The following is a 16,565-nucleotide window of genomic DNA, read 5'->3' on the forward strand; positions in this document are numbered from 1 at the left end:
GATTTATGTGGGCAATGTGGAGACTGTGTGGAGATGCAGCACCACGTGCACACCGCCCGACACATTGCCGATCTGCAAGGCACCGCCGTGCAGCTTCATGACTTCCTCGACAAAGTTGAGGCCCAGGCCGGTGCTCTTGCGCCCGCTGCCGGGACGCGGCAAGGAATAGAAGCGCTCGCTGAGGCGCGGCAGGGCGTAGTCGGGGATCGGTGCGGCCTGGTTGAACAGGCTCACCTGCACGTCGTTGTGCAGCGTCTGTGCGCTGAATCTCAACACGCCACCGGGCGGTGTGAAGTCCAGCGCGTTGTCCAGCAAGTTGCCCAGTGCCTGACGCAACAGGAAGGGCTCGCCAAACACCCTCACATCCGCCGCAATCCCTTGCTCGACGTGCAGCCCGGCGCTTTCGATTCGCGCACACTGGGCGTTGAGTACATCGTCGACCAAGGCCGCCAGCGGGATGCTCGCCTGCGCCTCCAACCCCTGGCGTTGCTCGACCTGCGCCAGGTTCAGCAGGCGTTCGATCAACTGCTGCAGGCGCGCGCTTTCGCTGTCGATATTGCCGACGAAGCGCTGCTGCTGTTCGCGGCTCATCTCGCCCTGCAACAGCTCGGCCGCGCCGCGAATCGCAGCCAGCGGACTTTTCAATTCATGGGTCAGGGTGTGCACGTAATGTTCGACGTAGGCCTTGCCCTCCAGTTGCGTGCGCATGTGCTCGACGGCGGTGGACAGCTGCTTCAGCTCGCCGCCGCGATAATGCGGCAGCTCTGCCCTTCGGCCTTCACTGACGGCTTCGGCGTAGGCGGTCAGGCGACGCAGTGCAACGCTCAGCCACCACGACAGCAACGCACCGAGCAACAGGCCGAGGATGACCAGGCCCGCGCCGTACCACAGCAGGCGGCGCTCAGTGCGGTCGACATACGGCTGCAACGAGCTGTTGGGCTTGGCCACGGTGACCACGCCGATGATCTGCCCGTTATCGCGGATCGGCGCGCCGACGTGCATCACCGATGAGGTGGGGTCATCCGCTGCACTGCGAGTGGAGCGCGCGCCGTATTCGCCGCGCAGGGTCAGGTAGACGTCGTTCCACTTCGAGTAGTCCTGGCCCACGGCTTCGCCCGTGGAGTCGAGCAGCACGGTGCCCTTGGCGTCGGTCACGTAGATACGGTGGTTGACCTGGTTTTTCGGCAAGCCCCAGATGGTCGCGCCGGGCTGGCGGTTGCCATAGGCCTTGAGCAATTCGGGCCAGTGGCTCTGGCCGAGGGTGCCGTGCTTCACGTCTTCGCGCAGGATTTCGGCCAGCAGGTTGGCGGTGTCCACCAGGGTTTCTTCGGTGGACTGGCGCACGCCGGGACGGATTTCCTTCATCACCGTGCTGAGCACGAAGTAACCGGTGAGGCCGATAAACAGCGCATACACCAGGAAAATCCGCAGCCCCAGGCGCATCAGCTGTTGCTCGGGCTGTAGCTGTAGCCGAGGCCGCGATGGGTCTGGATCGGCTCGGCATCGGCGGCCACGCTGCGTAACTTGCTGCGCAGGCTCTTGATATGGCTGTCGATATTGCGCTCGTAACCGGCGTCGGCCGCCACGCCCACCGCGTCCAGCAACTGCTCGCGGCTGAACACCCGCTCGGGTTGCTCCAGCAGGCTTTGCAGCAGGCGGAATTCATGCCGGGTCAGGCTCAGGGGTTGGCCGCGATAGCTGATCTGCATGCGCTCCAGATCGACCTGGAACAGCGCCGGCGCCACACCGGGGCCGACGCGCTTGAGGATCGCCCGCACCCGCGCCGCCACTTCCCGTGGGCTGAACGGCTTGACCACGTAATCGTCGGCGCCGATCTCCAGCCCCACCACGCGGTCGATCTCGCCATCCCGCGCGCTGAGGAACATCACCGGCACTTCACTGAAACGGCGCAATTGCTTGCAGGTTTCAAAACCGCTGATGTCCGGCAGGCCGATGTCGAGGATGATCAGGTCGGCGGGGGTCTGGCGCTGATGGGCCAACGCCTCCTGGCCGAGGCTCAGCCAGGTGGTGGTAAAGCCCTCGCCTTGCAGGGCGAATATCAGCGTGTCGGCTATCGCCGCTTCGTCTTCGACAATCAGGATGTGGGGCATGGGTTCAAATCAGCAGTCCGGTTTGTCGGCAGTGTAGCGACGGGCCGGGTTTACTGCTGCGCCAAATTCACGCAAGGCCTTGGCGCCGATCAGCAACGGGTAATTGAAGCTGCTGCGGTCGGTGAGGTTGACCTCGACGGTACGCTTGACGTTGCCCAGGCACATTTCCAGGTCGATGACCGGGCGTTTGGCCACAGTGGCTTCGTCCTTGTCGTCGTCTTCATCGGCGCGGCTCTTGATCTTGCTGATGCGCGACACCTTGTGTTCGTAGACCTTGTTGGTGGCGTCCTTGCCGCCGAGGCGGAAGCGCACCCAGTCGTCACCGTCACGGGTGAAGGTCTCGATGTCACGGGCCGACAGCGAAGCGGTCAGCGCGCCGGTGTCCATCTTGGCCTTGAAGGTTTCGCCGATTTCCGGCAACTGGATGTATTCGTAGCGACCGTAAAGGGTCGGCTCGGCGGCCATGACAGGCAGGGCAGCCAGGGCGAGGGAGGCAAGAAGCAGTTTCACGAAGTGATTTCCTCGGAAAGAAGTAGGCGGATTCTAGACCGCAAAGACAGCACTTAGTTAGTCACGCCCACCATAACCGGCACATTGTGAAACATTCGTACGGCCATTTGCGATTTGGCCTCTAGACTCAGCTTGCTTATGATGGCCCGCCCACACGATTCCAAGAGTTACTTATGCGCCGCCTGCTCACCGGCTGTTTGGTTTCACTGCTGCTGTTGCTCAACACCCTCGTCCTGATCGGGCCGCTGCTGGTGTTTGCCCTGCTCAAACTGGTGGCACCCGGTCGTTATCGGGACTACGCCTCATGGGCGGTGATGTGGATCGCCGAGACCTGGGCCGAGATCGACAAGCTTATTTTCGCCTTGTGCATCCCCACCCAATGGGACATTCGCGGCGGTGATGAGCTGCGCGGCGACACCAGCTATCTGGTGATCAGCAACCATCAATCCTGGGTGGACATCCCGGCGCTGATCCAGGCCCTCAACCGCCGCACGCCGTTCTTCAAATTCTTCCTGAAAAAAGAGCTGATCTGGGTGCCCTTCCTGGGCCTGGCCTGGTGGGCCCTGGATTACCCGTTCATGAAGCGCTACACCAAGGCGTTCCTGGCCAAACACCCGGAGCTGGCAGGGCAGGACTTGAAGATCACCAAGGAGGCGTGCGAGCTGTTCAAGCGCCAGCCGGTGACCGTGGTCAATTACCTCGAAGGCACGCGGTTCAGCGAGGCCAAGCGCAAGCAGCAGGCTTCGCCATTCACTCACTTGCTCAAGCCCAAGGCGGGCGGCGTGGCGTTTGTGCTGGCGGCAATGGGCGAACAACTGGACGCCGTGCTCGACGTGACCGTGGTGTATCCGCAGCAAAAGATTCCGGGGTTCTGGGAGTTGATCAGCGGCGCGGTGCCCAAGGTGATCATCGACATCCAGACCCGTGAGCTGGACCCGGCGTTGTGGCAGGGGGATTACGAGAATGATCCGGCGTTTCGCCAGACCGTCCAGAACTGGGTCAACCAGCTCTGGAGCGAAAAGGATCAGCGTATTCGGCGACTGCGTGGCTAAACGTTCCGAAGGTGCCTGCGTCTTACGTATTCCTGAGGGCTGCCATGAGTTCCAGCTGTAAGTCAGCATCACTGCGCTGGGTGTTCGCAAGGAACGCTTCCAGGTCGGTCCGCAGGGCCGCAACGAACCGATCAATATCCTTTCCCGAACGGTCAGCATCGAGGAAAGCCCGCAGCTCGCAAATTACCTTATCCGCGACTGGATGGTCATGAAGGAAGCTCGCATGCTCTGTCAGTGCGTCCCAGCTGGCCAGATCCACCTTTCGACCTTCCAGGTCTCTTATTACATTCGGATCGTTTTGCAGTTGCTCCGCCAACCTGGCCTGCGCCTTCAGATCATCGTCGGTCACGCCTTTTTGCCCACTATTGCCAGGCAAAATCCCAAGCTTGAGGTTCGGATCGTTTTGCAGTTGCTCCGCCAATTTGGCCAGCGCCTTCAGATCATCGTCAGTCACGCCTTTTTGCCCGCTATTGCCAGGCAAACTCTCAAGCTTGAGGTTCGGATCGTTTTGCAGTTGCTCCGCCAACTTGACCTGCGCCTTCAGATCATCGACCGTCACGCCTTTTTTCCCGCTATTGCCAGGCAAACTCTCAAGCTTGAGGTTCGGATCGTTTTGCAGTTGCTCCGCCAATTTGGCCTGCGCCTTCAGATCATCGACCGTCATGATGAGCGGTTGGTGTGGCTGGTTGCGCGGATGTTCAGGCGACCTTTCCGGCACGAGGTGCTGATGTAAACGGCGCAAGTCCGCGAGCAAATGCTTCGAGGCCTGCTCAGGGTTCTTGCCATGCATCACAGCATCCAGGGCATTGCGTAAATCCGAGATCAACCCGGACGGCAGGCCAAGCCGCTGATTCTTGGCAACGTCAACTGTGTGGTTCGGCTCATAACGGTCATAGGTAAAGTGAGAGGGCAGGGACAGTCCCGGCGTGGCGGTTGAATTCATGAGAGCACCATTGAAGTCAGTTGGATTGGCGTCCAGCAGTCGCTTGTTGCGATAGCGAGTAAGGACAGTCCTGGGTGGTGCTCTTCTTTCCTACGGTTCCTGCCCTCTCATCAGAAAACGTTTCGCGGGAAAACTCGGCATTTCGAGACAAACAAAGGCGTCCTGATTGTAGGAGCGCCATTGCGTCGACTTCGACGGATGTATCAGCTACCGGTGCCCCACGCTTGCGCCAGCTTGCCGAGCACGGAGCTACTGGCACCCTGCCCGCCCAGATATTGCAGGATCACCGGGGCAAACTGGCCGACCATGCCACTGTCCATCCCCAGCGCACTGAACGCGGTGTTCAGGTCATTGGTGTTCTTCACGTTACCCAGCAAGCCATCCAGGCCGCTGGTCTTGCTGCCGCCGGCCTGGCCGAGCATCCCGCTCAAGGCCCCGAGGCTGCCCAATGCATTGTTACCCGAGAGTTGGTCGAGGCCCGGCACGCTGTTGCCCAGTTGCGAATAGTCGTTGCCACTCAATTTGTTCTTGGCCAGGCCCAGCATGGCACCAGTACCGCCAACGGCCTGCTCGGGGGTGATGTTCAGTTGCGAGGTCAGGGCGCTGAGCAGGCCAGCCGTTTCAGACGACGGTGCGGCAGCTGCGGCTTTGTTATTGCCCCCTTGCATGCCTGCGATGGCATTGGCCGCATCGCCAAGGCTGAACCCCGCGGCAAACACCGGAGTGGCGGCCAGGCTCATCAGGCAGGAAAGGGCGAAACCGCGTGAAATCTTCATTGGAGCAACCTCTGGATGTAGGGGTGAACGCAGGCGTTGGACTGGGTATCCCGTCGGTTGTTCCAGGCACCTCTGCAACCCCATCGGAATAAGCCGGCCTGAATCCGCGTCAGCAGCAATCGATCAGCAACCCCGGGGGACTGATAGTGAGCTCGGAAAGCAAAGGAGGATCAGTGAGTAAGCGGCCAACGGGCACGACCGTATACCAAGTGCGTTGGCCAACCGTAGATATCCCAAACACGAAAACCCAAATGTGGGAGGGAGCAAGCCCCTTCCCACATTTGGGTTTCTTGTGCCCGGGATTTATGCCGCGCTGAACAACTTATGCGGATCAATCACAAACTTCTTCGGCACGCCCGCATCGAACTCGCCATACCCACGCGGTGCGTCATCCAGGCTGATCACCTGCACGCCGACGATCTCGGCGATGTTGATGCGGTCCCACATGATCGCCTGCATCAGTTGGCGGTTGTACTTCATCACCGGCGTTTGCCCAGTGTGGAAGCTGTGGGATTTGGCCCAGCCCAGGCCGAAGCGAATGCTCAGGCTGCCCATTTTTGCAGCGGCATCCACGGCACCCGGATCTTCGGTGACGTACAGGCCTGGGATACCGATCTTGCCCGCCACGCGCACCACGCCCATCAGTGAGTTGAGCACTGTGGCCGGGGCTTCGGCCTTGACGCCGTCGTGGCCATGACCGCGTGCTTCAAAGCCCACGCAGTCGACGGCGCAATCCACTTCCGGCTCGCCGAGCAGCGCGGCGATCTGTTCATGCAGCGGCGTATCGGTGGACAGGTCGACGGTTTCAAAACCCTGGGCCTTGGCGTGGGCTAGGCGGATGGAGTTGACGTCGCCGATGATCACCACCGCGGCACCCAGCAGGCGTGCAGACGCGGCAGCCGCCAGGCCGACCGGACCGGCACCGGCGATGTACACGGTGCTGCCAGGGCCAACGCCGGCAGTGACGGCGCCGTGGTAGCCGGTGGGGAGAATGTCGGAGAGGCAGGTCAGGTCACGGATTTTCTCCATGGCCTTGTCACGGTCCGGCAGTTTGAGCAGGTTGAAGTCGGCGTACGGCACCAGCACGTACTCGGCCTGGCCGCCGGTCCAGTCGCCCATGTCGACATAGCCGTAGGCGCCACCGGCACGGGCCGGGTTGACGGTCAGGCACACGCCGGTGTGTTGCTCCTTGCACGAGCGGCAGCGGCCGCAGGCGACGTTGAAGGGCACGGAAACCAGGTCGCCGATCTTCAGGTTTTCGACGTCGCTGCCCTTCTCGATCACTTCACCGGTGATCTCGTGACCGAGCACCAGGCCGGTCTGGGCGGTGGTACGGCCGCGCACCATGTGTTGGTCGGAGCCGCAGATGTTGGTGGAGACCACGCGCAGGATGACGCCGTGCTCAATCTTCCTGCCACGGGGGTCCTGCATTTTGGGATAGTCGATTTTCTGTACTTCGACCTTGCCGTTGCCGAGATACACGACACCACGATTACCAGACATGCTTTCACCTCGCTGTTGTTTTTATGGAACTGCGTTGCCCTTTTGGGTGGGCAGCGCGTTTAAGTGCTCGGGTACAGATGCTGTTTCTTGTGTTGTTTGTGAGGGCCTCATCGGCGGCAGTCAGAGCACCACAGTCCTATTGGCATTCAAGAACACACGCCGCTCAATGTGATACCCCACCGCCCGGGCCAATGTCAGCCCTTCGATGTCCCGCCCCTTGGCAATCAGATCCTCGGGATAGTGACTGTGATCCACCACCTCCACGCCCTGGGCGATGATCGGGCCTTCGTCCAGGTCGTTGTTGATGTAATGCGCCGTGGCCCCCACCAGCTTCACCCCCTTGTTGTAGGCCTGGTGATACGGCTTGGCGCCCTTGAACCCCGGCAGCAACGAGTGGTGGATATTGATGGCCTTGCCGTCCAGCTTGCGGCACAGCTCCGGCGACAGCACTTGCATGTAGCGCGCAAGGATCACCAGTTCGGCGCCGGTCTCTTCCACCACTTGCCACACCTGACGCTCCTGGGACGGTTTGTCGTTAGGGTCGAGGGGGAAATGGTAGTAGGGAATTTGATGCCAGTCGGCCAAAGGTTTGAGATCGGGATGGTTGGACACCACCGCGACCACGTCCATCGACAGTTGGCCGATACGCTGGCGGTACAGCAGGTCGTTGAGGCAGTGATCGGCCTTGGAGACCATGATCACCACTTTTGGCCGGTAGTTCGGCGCCGTCAGCTCGAAGATCATGCCAAAGGCTTCACCCCGCGAGGCCAGGCCATCGCGGAACGCCTGCTCATTGAAGCCATCCGGCTGACGGAATTCCACGCGAATAAAAAACCGGCCCGAGAGGCGGTCATCGAACGAATGGTGCTCGGTGACGTAGCAGCCCTGCTCGAACAGATAGCGGGTAACCGCGTCCACCGTGCCGAGCACGCTGGGGCAGTCGGCGGTCAAAATCCATGTATCGGGTGCGCGGCTCATGGGTTATTCCTCAGGCTTGAACGCTCAGGCCAAATTCGGCCGAGGCGTCCTGCAACCACAACCACCAGTAATCCGAGAAGCTGCGGCGAATCACCAGCTCCCAGGTGTCTTCAGCGGTATGGCGAATCACCAGCTGCGACTTGGCGAACACTGTGCCCACCGCCTTGCCCACCGGGAAGTTGTTGGGGTGCACGTCGTAGCTGGTGGACTTCATCAGCACATCGCGCACATTCGGGCCGCTGAGTTCGAGGATCTGCTGGCCGCCGCTGACGTTGACGACCTGGATATGCAGGTCACCCAGGGCGGCGCGCAGGTTTTGTTCGGCGGCGAATTCCTCACCGCCTGGCACGATCAGCAACCACTCATCCGGGCCGAGCCATTGCAGGCTGGTTTCGCCTTTGACGATGACCTGCAGGGCGCCGGGCAGTTCGATGCCCAGGGCCTTGTGCACGCCAGCCGCGAAAGCGGCGTCATGGCCGTCGCCACGGATCGTGAGATGACCAAGCAATTTCTTTTCGCGCACGGTCACGCCGGCGTTCTTGCGGCCCTTGCCGACCAGGCTGGCGAGGTCGGCATGGTGCAGCGACGACTCGGCCTTGGCACCGGAGGTGGGGCGTTGCTGGTAAACATTGGCTGCTGTCATAAAGCACCTGTATTGAATTCTGGGGTGACTGTTCTGGCCTCATCGGGGGCAAGCCCCCTCCCACATTTGGAATGCATTCCCCTGTGGGAGGGGGCTTGCCCCCGATGCAGGCGACTGGGTCTATCAGATGTTCTGCCGATCACCCTTAGGGTCGAAGAACACCGAGGACACAATCTCCGCCTCGATCACGCTGCCATCCGCCTGGGGCGAGAACACCCGCTCACCGATGCGCTTCAAGCCGCCCTTCACCACGCCCATGGCAAACGAATAACCCAGGGAGTTATGCGCGTAGCTGGAGGTGACATGCCCCACCATCTTCATCGGGATCGTCTGCTTCGGATCGAACACCAGTTGCGCGCCTTCCGGCAGCCACACGTTCGGGTCGATCGGCTTCAAGCCCACCAGTTGCTTGCGCTCTTCACGCACACAGTCTTCCCGGTTCATGCCGCGCCAGCCGATCCACGAGAACGGCTTGGTGCGACCGACACACCAGCCCATGTTCAAGTCGTCCGGGGTCATCGAGCCGTCAGTGTCCTGGCCGACGATGATGAAGCCCTTCTCGGCCCGCAGTACGTGCATGGTTTCGGTGCCGTACGGGGTCAGGTTGTACTTCTTGCCGGCCGCGACGATCTGCTCCAGCACGCCCATGGCGTAGTCGGCCTGCACGTTGACTTCGTACGACAGCTCACCGGTAAACGAGATACGGAACACCCGCGCCGGTACGCCACCCACCAAACCTTCTTTCCAGGTCATGAACGGGAAGCCGTCCTTGTCCAGGTCGATGTCGGTGACTTCCGCCAGCAGCTTGCGGCTGTTGGGGCCGGACAGGGTCATGGTCGCCCAATGGTCGGTGACCGAGGTGAAGTACACCTTGAGGTCCGGCCATTCGGTCTGTTGGTAGATTTCCAGCCACTGCAGCACACGGGCGGCGCCGCCGGTGGTGGTGGTCATCAGGAAGTGGTTGTCGGCGAGACAGGCGGTAACGCCGTCGTCGAAGACCATGCCGTCTTCCTTGCACATCAGGCCGTAGCGCGCCTTGCCCACGTCGAGCTTGGTCCAGGCGTTGGTGTAGATGCGGTTGAGGAACTCACGGGCATCCGGGCCCTGGATATCGATCTTGCCGAGGGTGGACGCATCCAGCAGGCCGACGCTGTCGCGCACGGCCAGGCATTCGCGTTTCACCGCGGCGTGCAGGTCTTCACCGTTGCGCGGGAAGTACCATGGACGTTTCCATTGGCCGACGTCTTCGAACTCGGCGCCGTTTTTCACGTGCCAGGCTTGCAGGGCGGTGTAGCGCACCGGCTCGAAGATGTGCCCACAGTGCCGGCCCGCCACCGCGCCGAAGGTCACCGGCGTGTAGTTGGGGCGGAACATGGTGGTGCCCATCTGCGGAATGGTCACGTTCAGCGAGCGCGCGGCAATCGCCAGGCCGTTGACGTTACCGAGTTTGCCCTGGTCGGTGCCGAAGCCCAGCGCGGTGTAGCGCTTGACGTGTTCCACCGACTCGAAACCCTCGCGGGTGGCCAGTTCGATGGCAGCGGCGGTGACGTCGTTTTGCAGGTCGACAAATTGCTTCGGCGCCCGTGCAGTGGCTTTCTCGTGAGGCACCTGGAACAGCGCCAGGGTCGGCTCTTCCAGACGGCTCAAGGCTTTTGGCAGCGTACCTTCCACCGGGGCAAAACCGGCGTCGCTGGCGGCGCGCACGCCGCCTTCAAAACCATCGGCCAGGGAATCGCCAAGGCCGTAGACGCCGTTGATGCCACCGACGCACACGCGTTTCTGCGGGGCTTCACCCGGTACAAAACCGAGGATATCTTCACGCCAGGTCGGCTTGCCGCCCAGGTGCGAGGCCAGGTGGACCACCGGGCTGTAGCCGCCGGAGCTGGCCACCAGGTCGCAGTCCAGCCATTCGCCGGGGCTGGTGACTTTATGCGCCTTGACGTCAATCGCGGCGATACGCGCAGCGGTCACGCGCTTGGTGCCACGGGCCTCGATCACGGCGCTGCCGGTGAGGATACGAATACCTTTGGCGCGGGCTTCTTCAACCAGTGCACCGCGTGGGTTGTGACGCACATCGGCCACTGCCACCACTTGCAGGCCCGCGTCCAGCCAGTCCAATGCAACGCGGTAGGCGTGGTCGTTGTTGGTCGACAGCACCAGTTTTTTGCCCGGTGCCACGCCGTAGCGGCGCACGTAAGTAGAGACCGCACCGGCCAGCATGTTGCCCGGCACGTCGTTGTTGCCGTACACCAGCGGACGCTCGCACGCACCGGTGGCCAGGACCACGCGCTTGGCACGTACACGGTGGATACGCTGGCGCACCACGCCAATCGGCGCACGGTCACCGAGGTGGTCGGTAAGGCGCTCGTGGATGGTCAGGAAGTTATGGTCGTGGTAGCCGTTGACCGTGGCGCGGGGCAGCAGCACCACGTCCGGCAGGGCTTTCAATTCGGCAATGACACTGGCAACCCACTCGATGGCCGGCTTGCCGTCGAGGCTTTCGCGGGAGTCGAGCAGCGAACCACCGAACTCTTCCTGCTCATCGGCGATGATCACGCGCGCGCCGCTGCGGGCGGCGGCCAATGCGGCAGCCAGGCCGGCAGGGCCGGCGCCGACCACCAGCACGTCGCAGTGACGGTTGAAGTTGTCGTAGGTGTCCGGATCGTTCTCGGTCGGCGAGCGCCCCAGGCCGGCGGCCTTGCGGATGTACTTCTCGTAGGTCATCCAGAACGATTGCGGGTACATGAAGGTTTTGTAGTAGAACCCCGGTGGCATCAGCTTGCCGCCGACCTTGCCGAGGATGCCCATCATGTCGTTGTTGACGCTCGGCCAGCCGTTGGTGCTGGTGGCGACCAGGCCCTGGTACAGCGCCTGTTGCGTGGCGCGCACGTTAGGAATTTGCGTGGCTTCGGTAGCGCCGATCTGCAGCACGGCGTTCGGCTCTTCGGCACCGGCGGCAAAGATGCCCCGTGGGCGCGAGTACTTGAAGCTGCGGCCGATAATGTCGACGCCGTTGGCCAGCAAAGCAGCGGCCAGGGTGTCGCCCTCGAAGCCTTTGTAGCTCTGGCCGTTGAAGCTGAAGGTCAGGACTTTGTTACGGTCGATCCGGCCACCGTTGGACAGGCGATTGATCTGGCTCATACCTTCTCTCCAGAGGCCTTGGCGGTGAACTGAGGCTTCTCACCGATCTTGTAAGTTTCAAGAATTTCGTAGGTCACGGTGTCGCGGGTCGCGTTGAAGTACTGGCGGCAACCGGCAGCGTGAATCCACAGTTCGTGGTGCAGGCCACGGGGGTTGTCGCGGAAGAACATGTAGTCGCCCCACTCTTCATCGGTGCAGGCATTCGGGTCCAGCGGGCGCGGGATGTGCGCTTGGCCGGACGCGTGGAATTCCTCTTCGGAGCGCAGTTCGCCACAGTGAGGACAGAAGATATGCAACATAGGGAATTTCTCCTGTTAGTGGGCGACGGCCGCAGCGCCGTGTTCATCGATCAACGCACCGTTGTGGAAACGGTCGATGGAGAAAGGCGCCGCCAATGGGTGCATTTCACCCTTGGCGAGGCTGGCGGCAAATACGTTGCCTGAGCCCGGCGTGGCCTTGAAGCCACCGGTGCCCCAGCCGCAGTTGAAGAACATGTTCGGTACCGGGGTCTTGGAGATGATCGGGCACGCATCCGGCGTGGTGTCGACGATGCCGCCCCACTGACGGTTCATGCGCACCCGCGACAGCACCGGGAACATCTCGACGATGGCCTGGATGGTGTGTTCGATCACCGGGTACGAGCCGCGCTGGCCGTAGCCGTTGTAGCCGTCGATACCGGCGCCGATCACCAGGTCGCCCTTGTCGGACTGGCTGATGTAACCGTGCACGGCGTTGGACATGATCACGCTGTCGATAATCGGCTTGATCGGCTCCGACACCAACGCTTGCAGCGGGTGGGATTCGATCGGCAGGCGGAAGCCCGCCAGGGATGCCATGTGGCCGGAGTTACCGGCGGTCACCACGCCGACGCGCTTGGCGCCGATGAAGCCTTTGTTGGTTTCCACACCGATGCACACGCCGTTTTCCTTGCGGAAACCGATCACTTCGGTCTGCTGGATCAGGTCCACGCCGAGTGCGTCGGCGGCGCGGGCAAAGCCCCAGGCCACGGCATCGTGACGGGCCACGCCGCCGCGCCGTTGCACGGTGGCGCCGAGCACCGGGTAGCGGGTGTTTTTCGAGCAATCCAGGTACGGAATCTCGTCGGCTACTTGCTTGGCATTCAGCAGCTCGCCATCCACGCCGTTAAGGCGGTTGGCGCTGACACGACGCTCGGAATCACGGATGTCCTGCAGGGTGTGGCACAGGTTGTAGACGCCACGCTGGGAGAACATCACGTTGTAGTTCAGGTCCTGGGACAGGCCTTCCCACAGTTTCATCGCGTGTTCGTACAGGTGCGCCGACTCGTCCCACAGGTAGTTGGAACGCACGATGGTGGTGTTGCGCGCGGTGTTACCGCCGCCCAGCCAGCCTTTCTCGACCACGGCCACGTTGGTGATGCCGTGCTCTTTCGCCAGGTAGTAGGCGGTCGCCAGACCATGCCCGCCGCCGCCGACGATAACCACGTCGTAGACCTTCTTGGGGGTCGGCGTGCGCCACATCTTCTGCCAGTTTTCGTGGTGGCTGAGGGAGTGCTTGAAGAGGCCGAAGCCCGAGTAGCGTTGCATAGTCATTACTCCAAAACCGCGCTCAGCGATAAACCGGGAAATCAGCGCACAGGGCAGACACGTGCTTGGCCACGTTGGCCTCGACGTCGGCATCGCCAAGGTTGTCGAGGATGTCGCAGATCCAACCGGCCAGCTCGATGCACTGCGGCACCTTGAAACCGCGCGTGGTCACCGCCGGGGTGCCGATGCGCAGGCCCGAGGTCACGAATGGCGACTGCGGGTCATTCGGCACGGCGTTCTTGTTGACGGTGATGTGGGCGCGACCGAGGGCGGCATCCGCCTCTTTGCCGGTGAGGCACTGACGGATCAGGCTGACCAGGAACAGGTGGTTATCGGTGCCGCCGGACACTACATCGTAGCCGCGTTTGATAAACACGCTGGCCATGGCCTGGGCGTTGTCGATCACTTGCTGCTGGTACGCCTTGAAGCCAGGCTCCAGCGCTTCCTTGAAGCACACCGCCTTGCCGGCGATCACATGCATCAGCGGACCGCCCTGGGCGCCGGGGAAGACGGCGGCGTTGAGTTTCTTTTCAATTTCTTCGTTGGCCTTGGCCAGGATCAGACCGCCACGGGGACCGCGCAGGGTCTTGTGGGTGGTGGTGGTGACCACATCGGCGTACGGCAGCGGGTTCGGGTACAGGCCGGCAGCGACCAGGCCGGCGACGTGGGCCATGTCGACGAACAGCAGCGCGCCTACTTTGTCAGCGATAGCGCGAAAGCGTGGGAAATCCAGGGTCTTGGAGTAGGCGGAGAAACCGGCCACGACCATTTTCGGCTTGTGCTCCACCGCCAGGCGCTCGACTTCGTCGTAGTCGATCAGGCCGGTATCGGTGTTGATGCCGTACTGCACCGCGTTGTACAGCTTGCCCGAGGACGACACCTTGGCGCCGTGGGTCAAGTGACCGCCGTGGGCCAGGCTCATGCCCAGGATGGTGTCGCCCGCATTGATCAGCGCCAGGTACACGGCGCTGTTGGCGGACGAACCGGAGTGTGGCTGTACGTTGGCGTAATCGGCGCCGAACAGCTGCTTGGCGCGTTCGATGGCCAGGGCTTCGACCTTGTCCACGTGCTCGCAGCCACCGTAGTAGCGCTTGCCCGGGTAGCCTTCGGCGTATTTGTTGGTGAGGCCGCTGCCCTGGGCTTCCATCACACGCTTGCTGGTGTAGTTCTCCGACGCGATCAGCTCGATATGATCTTCCTGACGCTGCTCCTCGGCGTTCATGGCCGCCAGCAGTGCGTCGTCATATCCCTGGATCTGGTCTTGTTTGCTGAACATCGCGTCTCTCCCAGCCTTTCGTATTGTTGAGGCCCGTGCAGGGCCCTTTGATGCGATGGTAGGGCTGGCGCAGACAGGTCAAATGCCTGCGCACGCCACGCAAAGGTGCGTTTACGACATTGCCGGAACAACACGAAACAAATGTGGGAGGGGGCTTGCTCCCGACAGCGGTGTGTCAGGCGATGATGTGGCGCAGGAGCAGCAGCAGGAGGAAGTGCAGCGGATAAAGGGCGTAGGCCCAGCGGCGCATTGCTGGCGGCGAGGTGCTATGGGCATGTCGCAATAAGACCAGGCCCGCCAATGGCGCGATCAGACACGCGACCAATCCCAGGTGCGCCACCGGCGTGGCGCTATTGAGCAGGATCTGCCATTGGTTGGCGGCCACGCAGACCGATCCTGGCAACACACTGAAGTACCAAGGCCGGCGAAACACCAGCAACATCGCCACTGGCAGCAACACACCAAAGAAACCGAACATTAAGTGCGACGAAAATACCGCCGCTATCGTGACGGCGATCAACGCCAATCCTCGATCAACAAACGCCTTCTGCTGCCATCCTCGGGCAACCAGCAGCCCCAACGCCAAGGTGGGCAGCACGTTCAACGTATCGGCATCCTCGATAAACAGCCGATACGGCACTTCGCTGATCACGCTGAACAGCAACAGCCAGCCCAGGTAGCGCCATTGCCCGGTCACCGGCGCATTTCGGGCCCGGTGCAGGTTCGCCGCAATCGCCAGGCAAAACCACGGGAACGCCAGGCGCCCCGGCACATACAGGCCATCGAGGCTCAAACCGACATAACGCAGGTGGTCGAGCACCATGCTCAGCAGCGCCAGCCACTTGAGCAAATCCAAAGCGCCATCACGGACGCGTCCGACAGGCATCGTTTCAGAACCGTGCATAATTCCCCAGTGACTTTGCATTTACAGTGCGTGCGCAGCGCCAACCTTCTTGGTTACAGTGCGCACCAACATCGACCACAGGAATGGGCCATGACCGACAAGAGCCAACAATTCGCCAGTGACAACTATTCGGGCATTTGCCCCGAAGCCTGGGCCGCCATGGAACAAGCCAACCAGGGTCATCAACGTGCCTACGGTGATGATGAATGGACCCACCGCGCCGCCGACGGTTTCCGCAACCTGTTCGAAACCGACTGCGAAGTGTTCTTCGCCTTCAACGGAACGGCCGCTAACTCCCTGGCGCTGTCCTCCTTGTGCCAGAGCTACCATAGCGTGATTTGCTCGGAAACCGCCCACGTCGAAACCGACGAATGCGGCGCGCCGGAGTTTTTCTCCAACGGCTCCAAGCTGCTCACCGCCCGCACCGAAAACGGCAAGCTGACCCCGGAATCGATCCGCGAGATCGCCCTCAAGCGCCAGGACATCCACTACCCCAAACCCCGCGTAGTGACCCTGACCCAAGCCACCGAAGTCGGCAGCGTCTACACCCCGGAAGAAATCCGCGCCATCAGTGCGACCTGCAAGGAACTGGGGCTGAACCTGCACATGGACGGCGCACGTTTTTCCAACGCCTGTGCGTTCCTCGGCTGCTCACCCGCCGACCTGACCTGGAAAGCCGGAGTGGACGTATTGTGCTTTGGCGGCACCAAGAACGGCATGGCCGTGGGTGAGGCCATCCTGTTCTTCAACCACAAGCTGGCCGAAGATTTCGACTACCGCTGCAAACAGGCCGGCCAACTGGCCTCGAAAATGCGTTTCCTCTCCGCCCCCTGGGTGGGCTTGCTGGAAAACGACGCCTGGCTCAAACATGCGCGCCACGCCAACCACTGCGCACAATTGCTCAGCAGCCTGGTGGCGGATATTCCCGGTGTGGAGTTGATGTTCCCGGTGCAGGCCAACGGCGTGTTCCTGCAACTGTCGGAACCGGCGATTGCCGCGCTGACGGCCAAGGGCTGGCGCTTCTATACCTTCATCGGCAAAGGCGGGGCGCGGTTCATGTGCGCGTGGGATACCGACGAAGAGCGAGTACGGGAATTGGCCGCAGACATCCGCGAAGTCATGGGCGCCTGACAATGACTCACTGATGTACATAAAACAAATGT

15 protein-coding genes are annotated in these 16,565 nt (G+C 61.8%); 2 read left to right on the forward strand and 13 right to left on the reverse strand.

The window, feature by feature from the left end; translation table 11 throughout:
- Positions 1-3: 3 nt before the first annotated feature.
- From creC to BLQ09_RS04550, 3 genes are read right to left on the reverse strand one after another with little or no spacing between them, the layout of a single operon-like run.
- Complete coding sequence (gene creC, locus BLQ09_RS04540) at positions 4-1,443, reverse strand: two-component system sensor histidine kinase CreC (RefSeq protein WP_092355562.1); 1,440 nt, start codon at positions 1,441-1,443, stop codon at positions 4-6.
- Entirely contained in the window at positions 1,443-2,111 is a 669-nt protein-coding gene (gene creB / locus BLQ09_RS04545) for a two-component system response regulator CreB (protein WP_027605971.1), read from the reverse strand. Before creB ends, creC begins: the two co-directional genes overlap by 1 nt.
- A gap of 9 nt (positions 2,112-2,120) precedes the next feature.
- On the reverse strand, positions 2,121-2,621 hold the full coding sequence (locus tag BLQ09_RS04550) for a retropepsin-like aspartic peptidase RloA2 (protein ID WP_053131000.1): 501 nt from the start codon (positions 2,619-2,621) through the stop codon (positions 2,121-2,123).
- A 173-nt stretch (positions 2,622-2,794) separates the two neighbouring features.
- On the opposite strand from BLQ09_RS04550, the gene BLQ09_RS04555 reads away from it, so the two are divergent.
- Positions 2,795-3,673: an acyltransferase gene (locus tag BLQ09_RS04555; protein ID WP_027605973.1), complete on the forward strand. Its 879-nt coding sequence runs from the start codon at positions 2,795-2,797 to the stop codon at positions 3,671-3,673.
- Positions 3,674-3,695: 22 nt separating this feature from the next.
- Here BLQ09_RS04555 and BLQ09_RS04560 read toward each other — a convergent pair whose 3' ends face one another.
- The 10 genes from BLQ09_RS04560 to BLQ09_RS04605 all read right to left on the reverse strand — a co-directional run bounded on the left by BLQ09_RS04560 (position 3,696) and on the right by BLQ09_RS04605 (position 15,402).
- The gene (locus tag BLQ09_RS04560; RefSeq protein WP_092355565.1) at positions 3,696-4,616 is read right to left on the reverse strand and encodes a hypothetical protein; all 921 of its coding nucleotides are present in this window, start codon (positions 4,614-4,616) and stop codon (positions 3,696-3,698) included.
- Positions 4,617-4,819: 203 nt separating this feature from the next.
- On the reverse strand, positions 4,820-5,392 hold the full coding sequence (locus BLQ09_RS04565; RefSeq protein WP_092355568.1) for a DUF2780 domain-containing protein: 573 nt from the start codon (positions 5,390-5,392) through the stop codon (positions 4,820-4,822).
- A gap of 303 nt (positions 5,393-5,695) precedes the next feature.
- On the reverse strand, positions 5,696-6,895 hold the full coding sequence (fdhA, locus tag BLQ09_RS04570) for a formaldehyde dehydrogenase, glutathione-independent (RefSeq protein ID WP_092355571.1): 1,200 nt from the start codon (positions 6,893-6,895) through the stop codon (positions 5,696-5,698).
- 120 nt (positions 6,896-7,015) lie between these two features.
- Complete coding sequence (purU, locus tag BLQ09_RS04575; protein ID WP_027605976.1) at positions 7,016-7,873, reverse strand: formyltetrahydrofolate deformylase; 858 nt, start codon at positions 7,871-7,873, stop codon at positions 7,016-7,018.
- A 10-nt stretch (positions 7,874-7,883) separates the two neighbouring features.
- Entirely contained in the window at positions 7,884-8,516 is a 633-nt protein-coding gene (locus BLQ09_RS04580) for a sarcosine oxidase subunit gamma (protein ID WP_027605977.1), read from the reverse strand.
- Positions 8,517-8,639: 123 nt separating this feature from the next.
- Positions 8,640-11,657: a sarcosine oxidase subunit alpha gene (locus BLQ09_RS04585; RefSeq protein WP_092355574.1), complete on the reverse strand. Its 3,018-nt coding sequence runs from the start codon at positions 11,655-11,657 to the stop codon at positions 8,640-8,642.
- Entirely contained in the window at positions 11,654-11,956 is a 303-nt protein-coding gene (locus tag BLQ09_RS04590) for a sarcosine oxidase subunit delta (protein WP_027605979.1), read from the reverse strand. Before BLQ09_RS04590 ends, BLQ09_RS04585 begins: the two co-directional genes overlap by 4 nt.
- Positions 11,957-11,971: 15 nt before the next feature.
- Positions 11,972-13,222 (reverse strand): sarcosine oxidase subunit beta, encoded by a 1,251-nt coding sequence (locus BLQ09_RS04595; protein ID WP_010207084.1) that lies wholly within the window; start codon positions 13,220-13,222, stop codon positions 11,972-11,974.
- Between the two features lie 22 nt (positions 13,223-13,244).
- Entirely contained in the window at positions 13,245-14,498 is a 1,254-nt protein-coding gene (glyA, locus tag BLQ09_RS04600; RefSeq protein ID WP_092355577.1) for a serine hydroxymethyltransferase, read from the reverse strand.
- Positions 14,499-14,673: 175 nt separating this feature from the next.
- The gene (locus tag BLQ09_RS04605) at positions 14,674-15,402 is read right to left on the reverse strand and encodes a TraX family protein (protein WP_092355580.1); all 729 of its coding nucleotides are present in this window, start codon (positions 15,400-15,402) and stop codon (positions 14,674-14,676) included.
- A 90-nt stretch (positions 15,403-15,492) separates the two neighbouring features.
- Between BLQ09_RS04605 and BLQ09_RS04610 the strand changes: the two genes are divergently transcribed.
- Positions 15,493-16,533, forward strand: coding sequence for a threonine aldolase family protein (locus tag BLQ09_RS04610; protein ID WP_027605982.1), 1,041 nt, complete (start codon positions 15,493-15,495; stop codon positions 16,531-16,533).
- Positions 16,534-16,565 lie beyond the last annotated feature (32 nt).

This window comes from Pseudomonas sp. NFACC25 (genome assembly GCF_900100935.1).
GTDB lineage: Bacteria > Pseudomonadota > Gammaproteobacteria > Pseudomonadales > Pseudomonadaceae > Aquipseudomonas > Aquipseudomonas marginalis.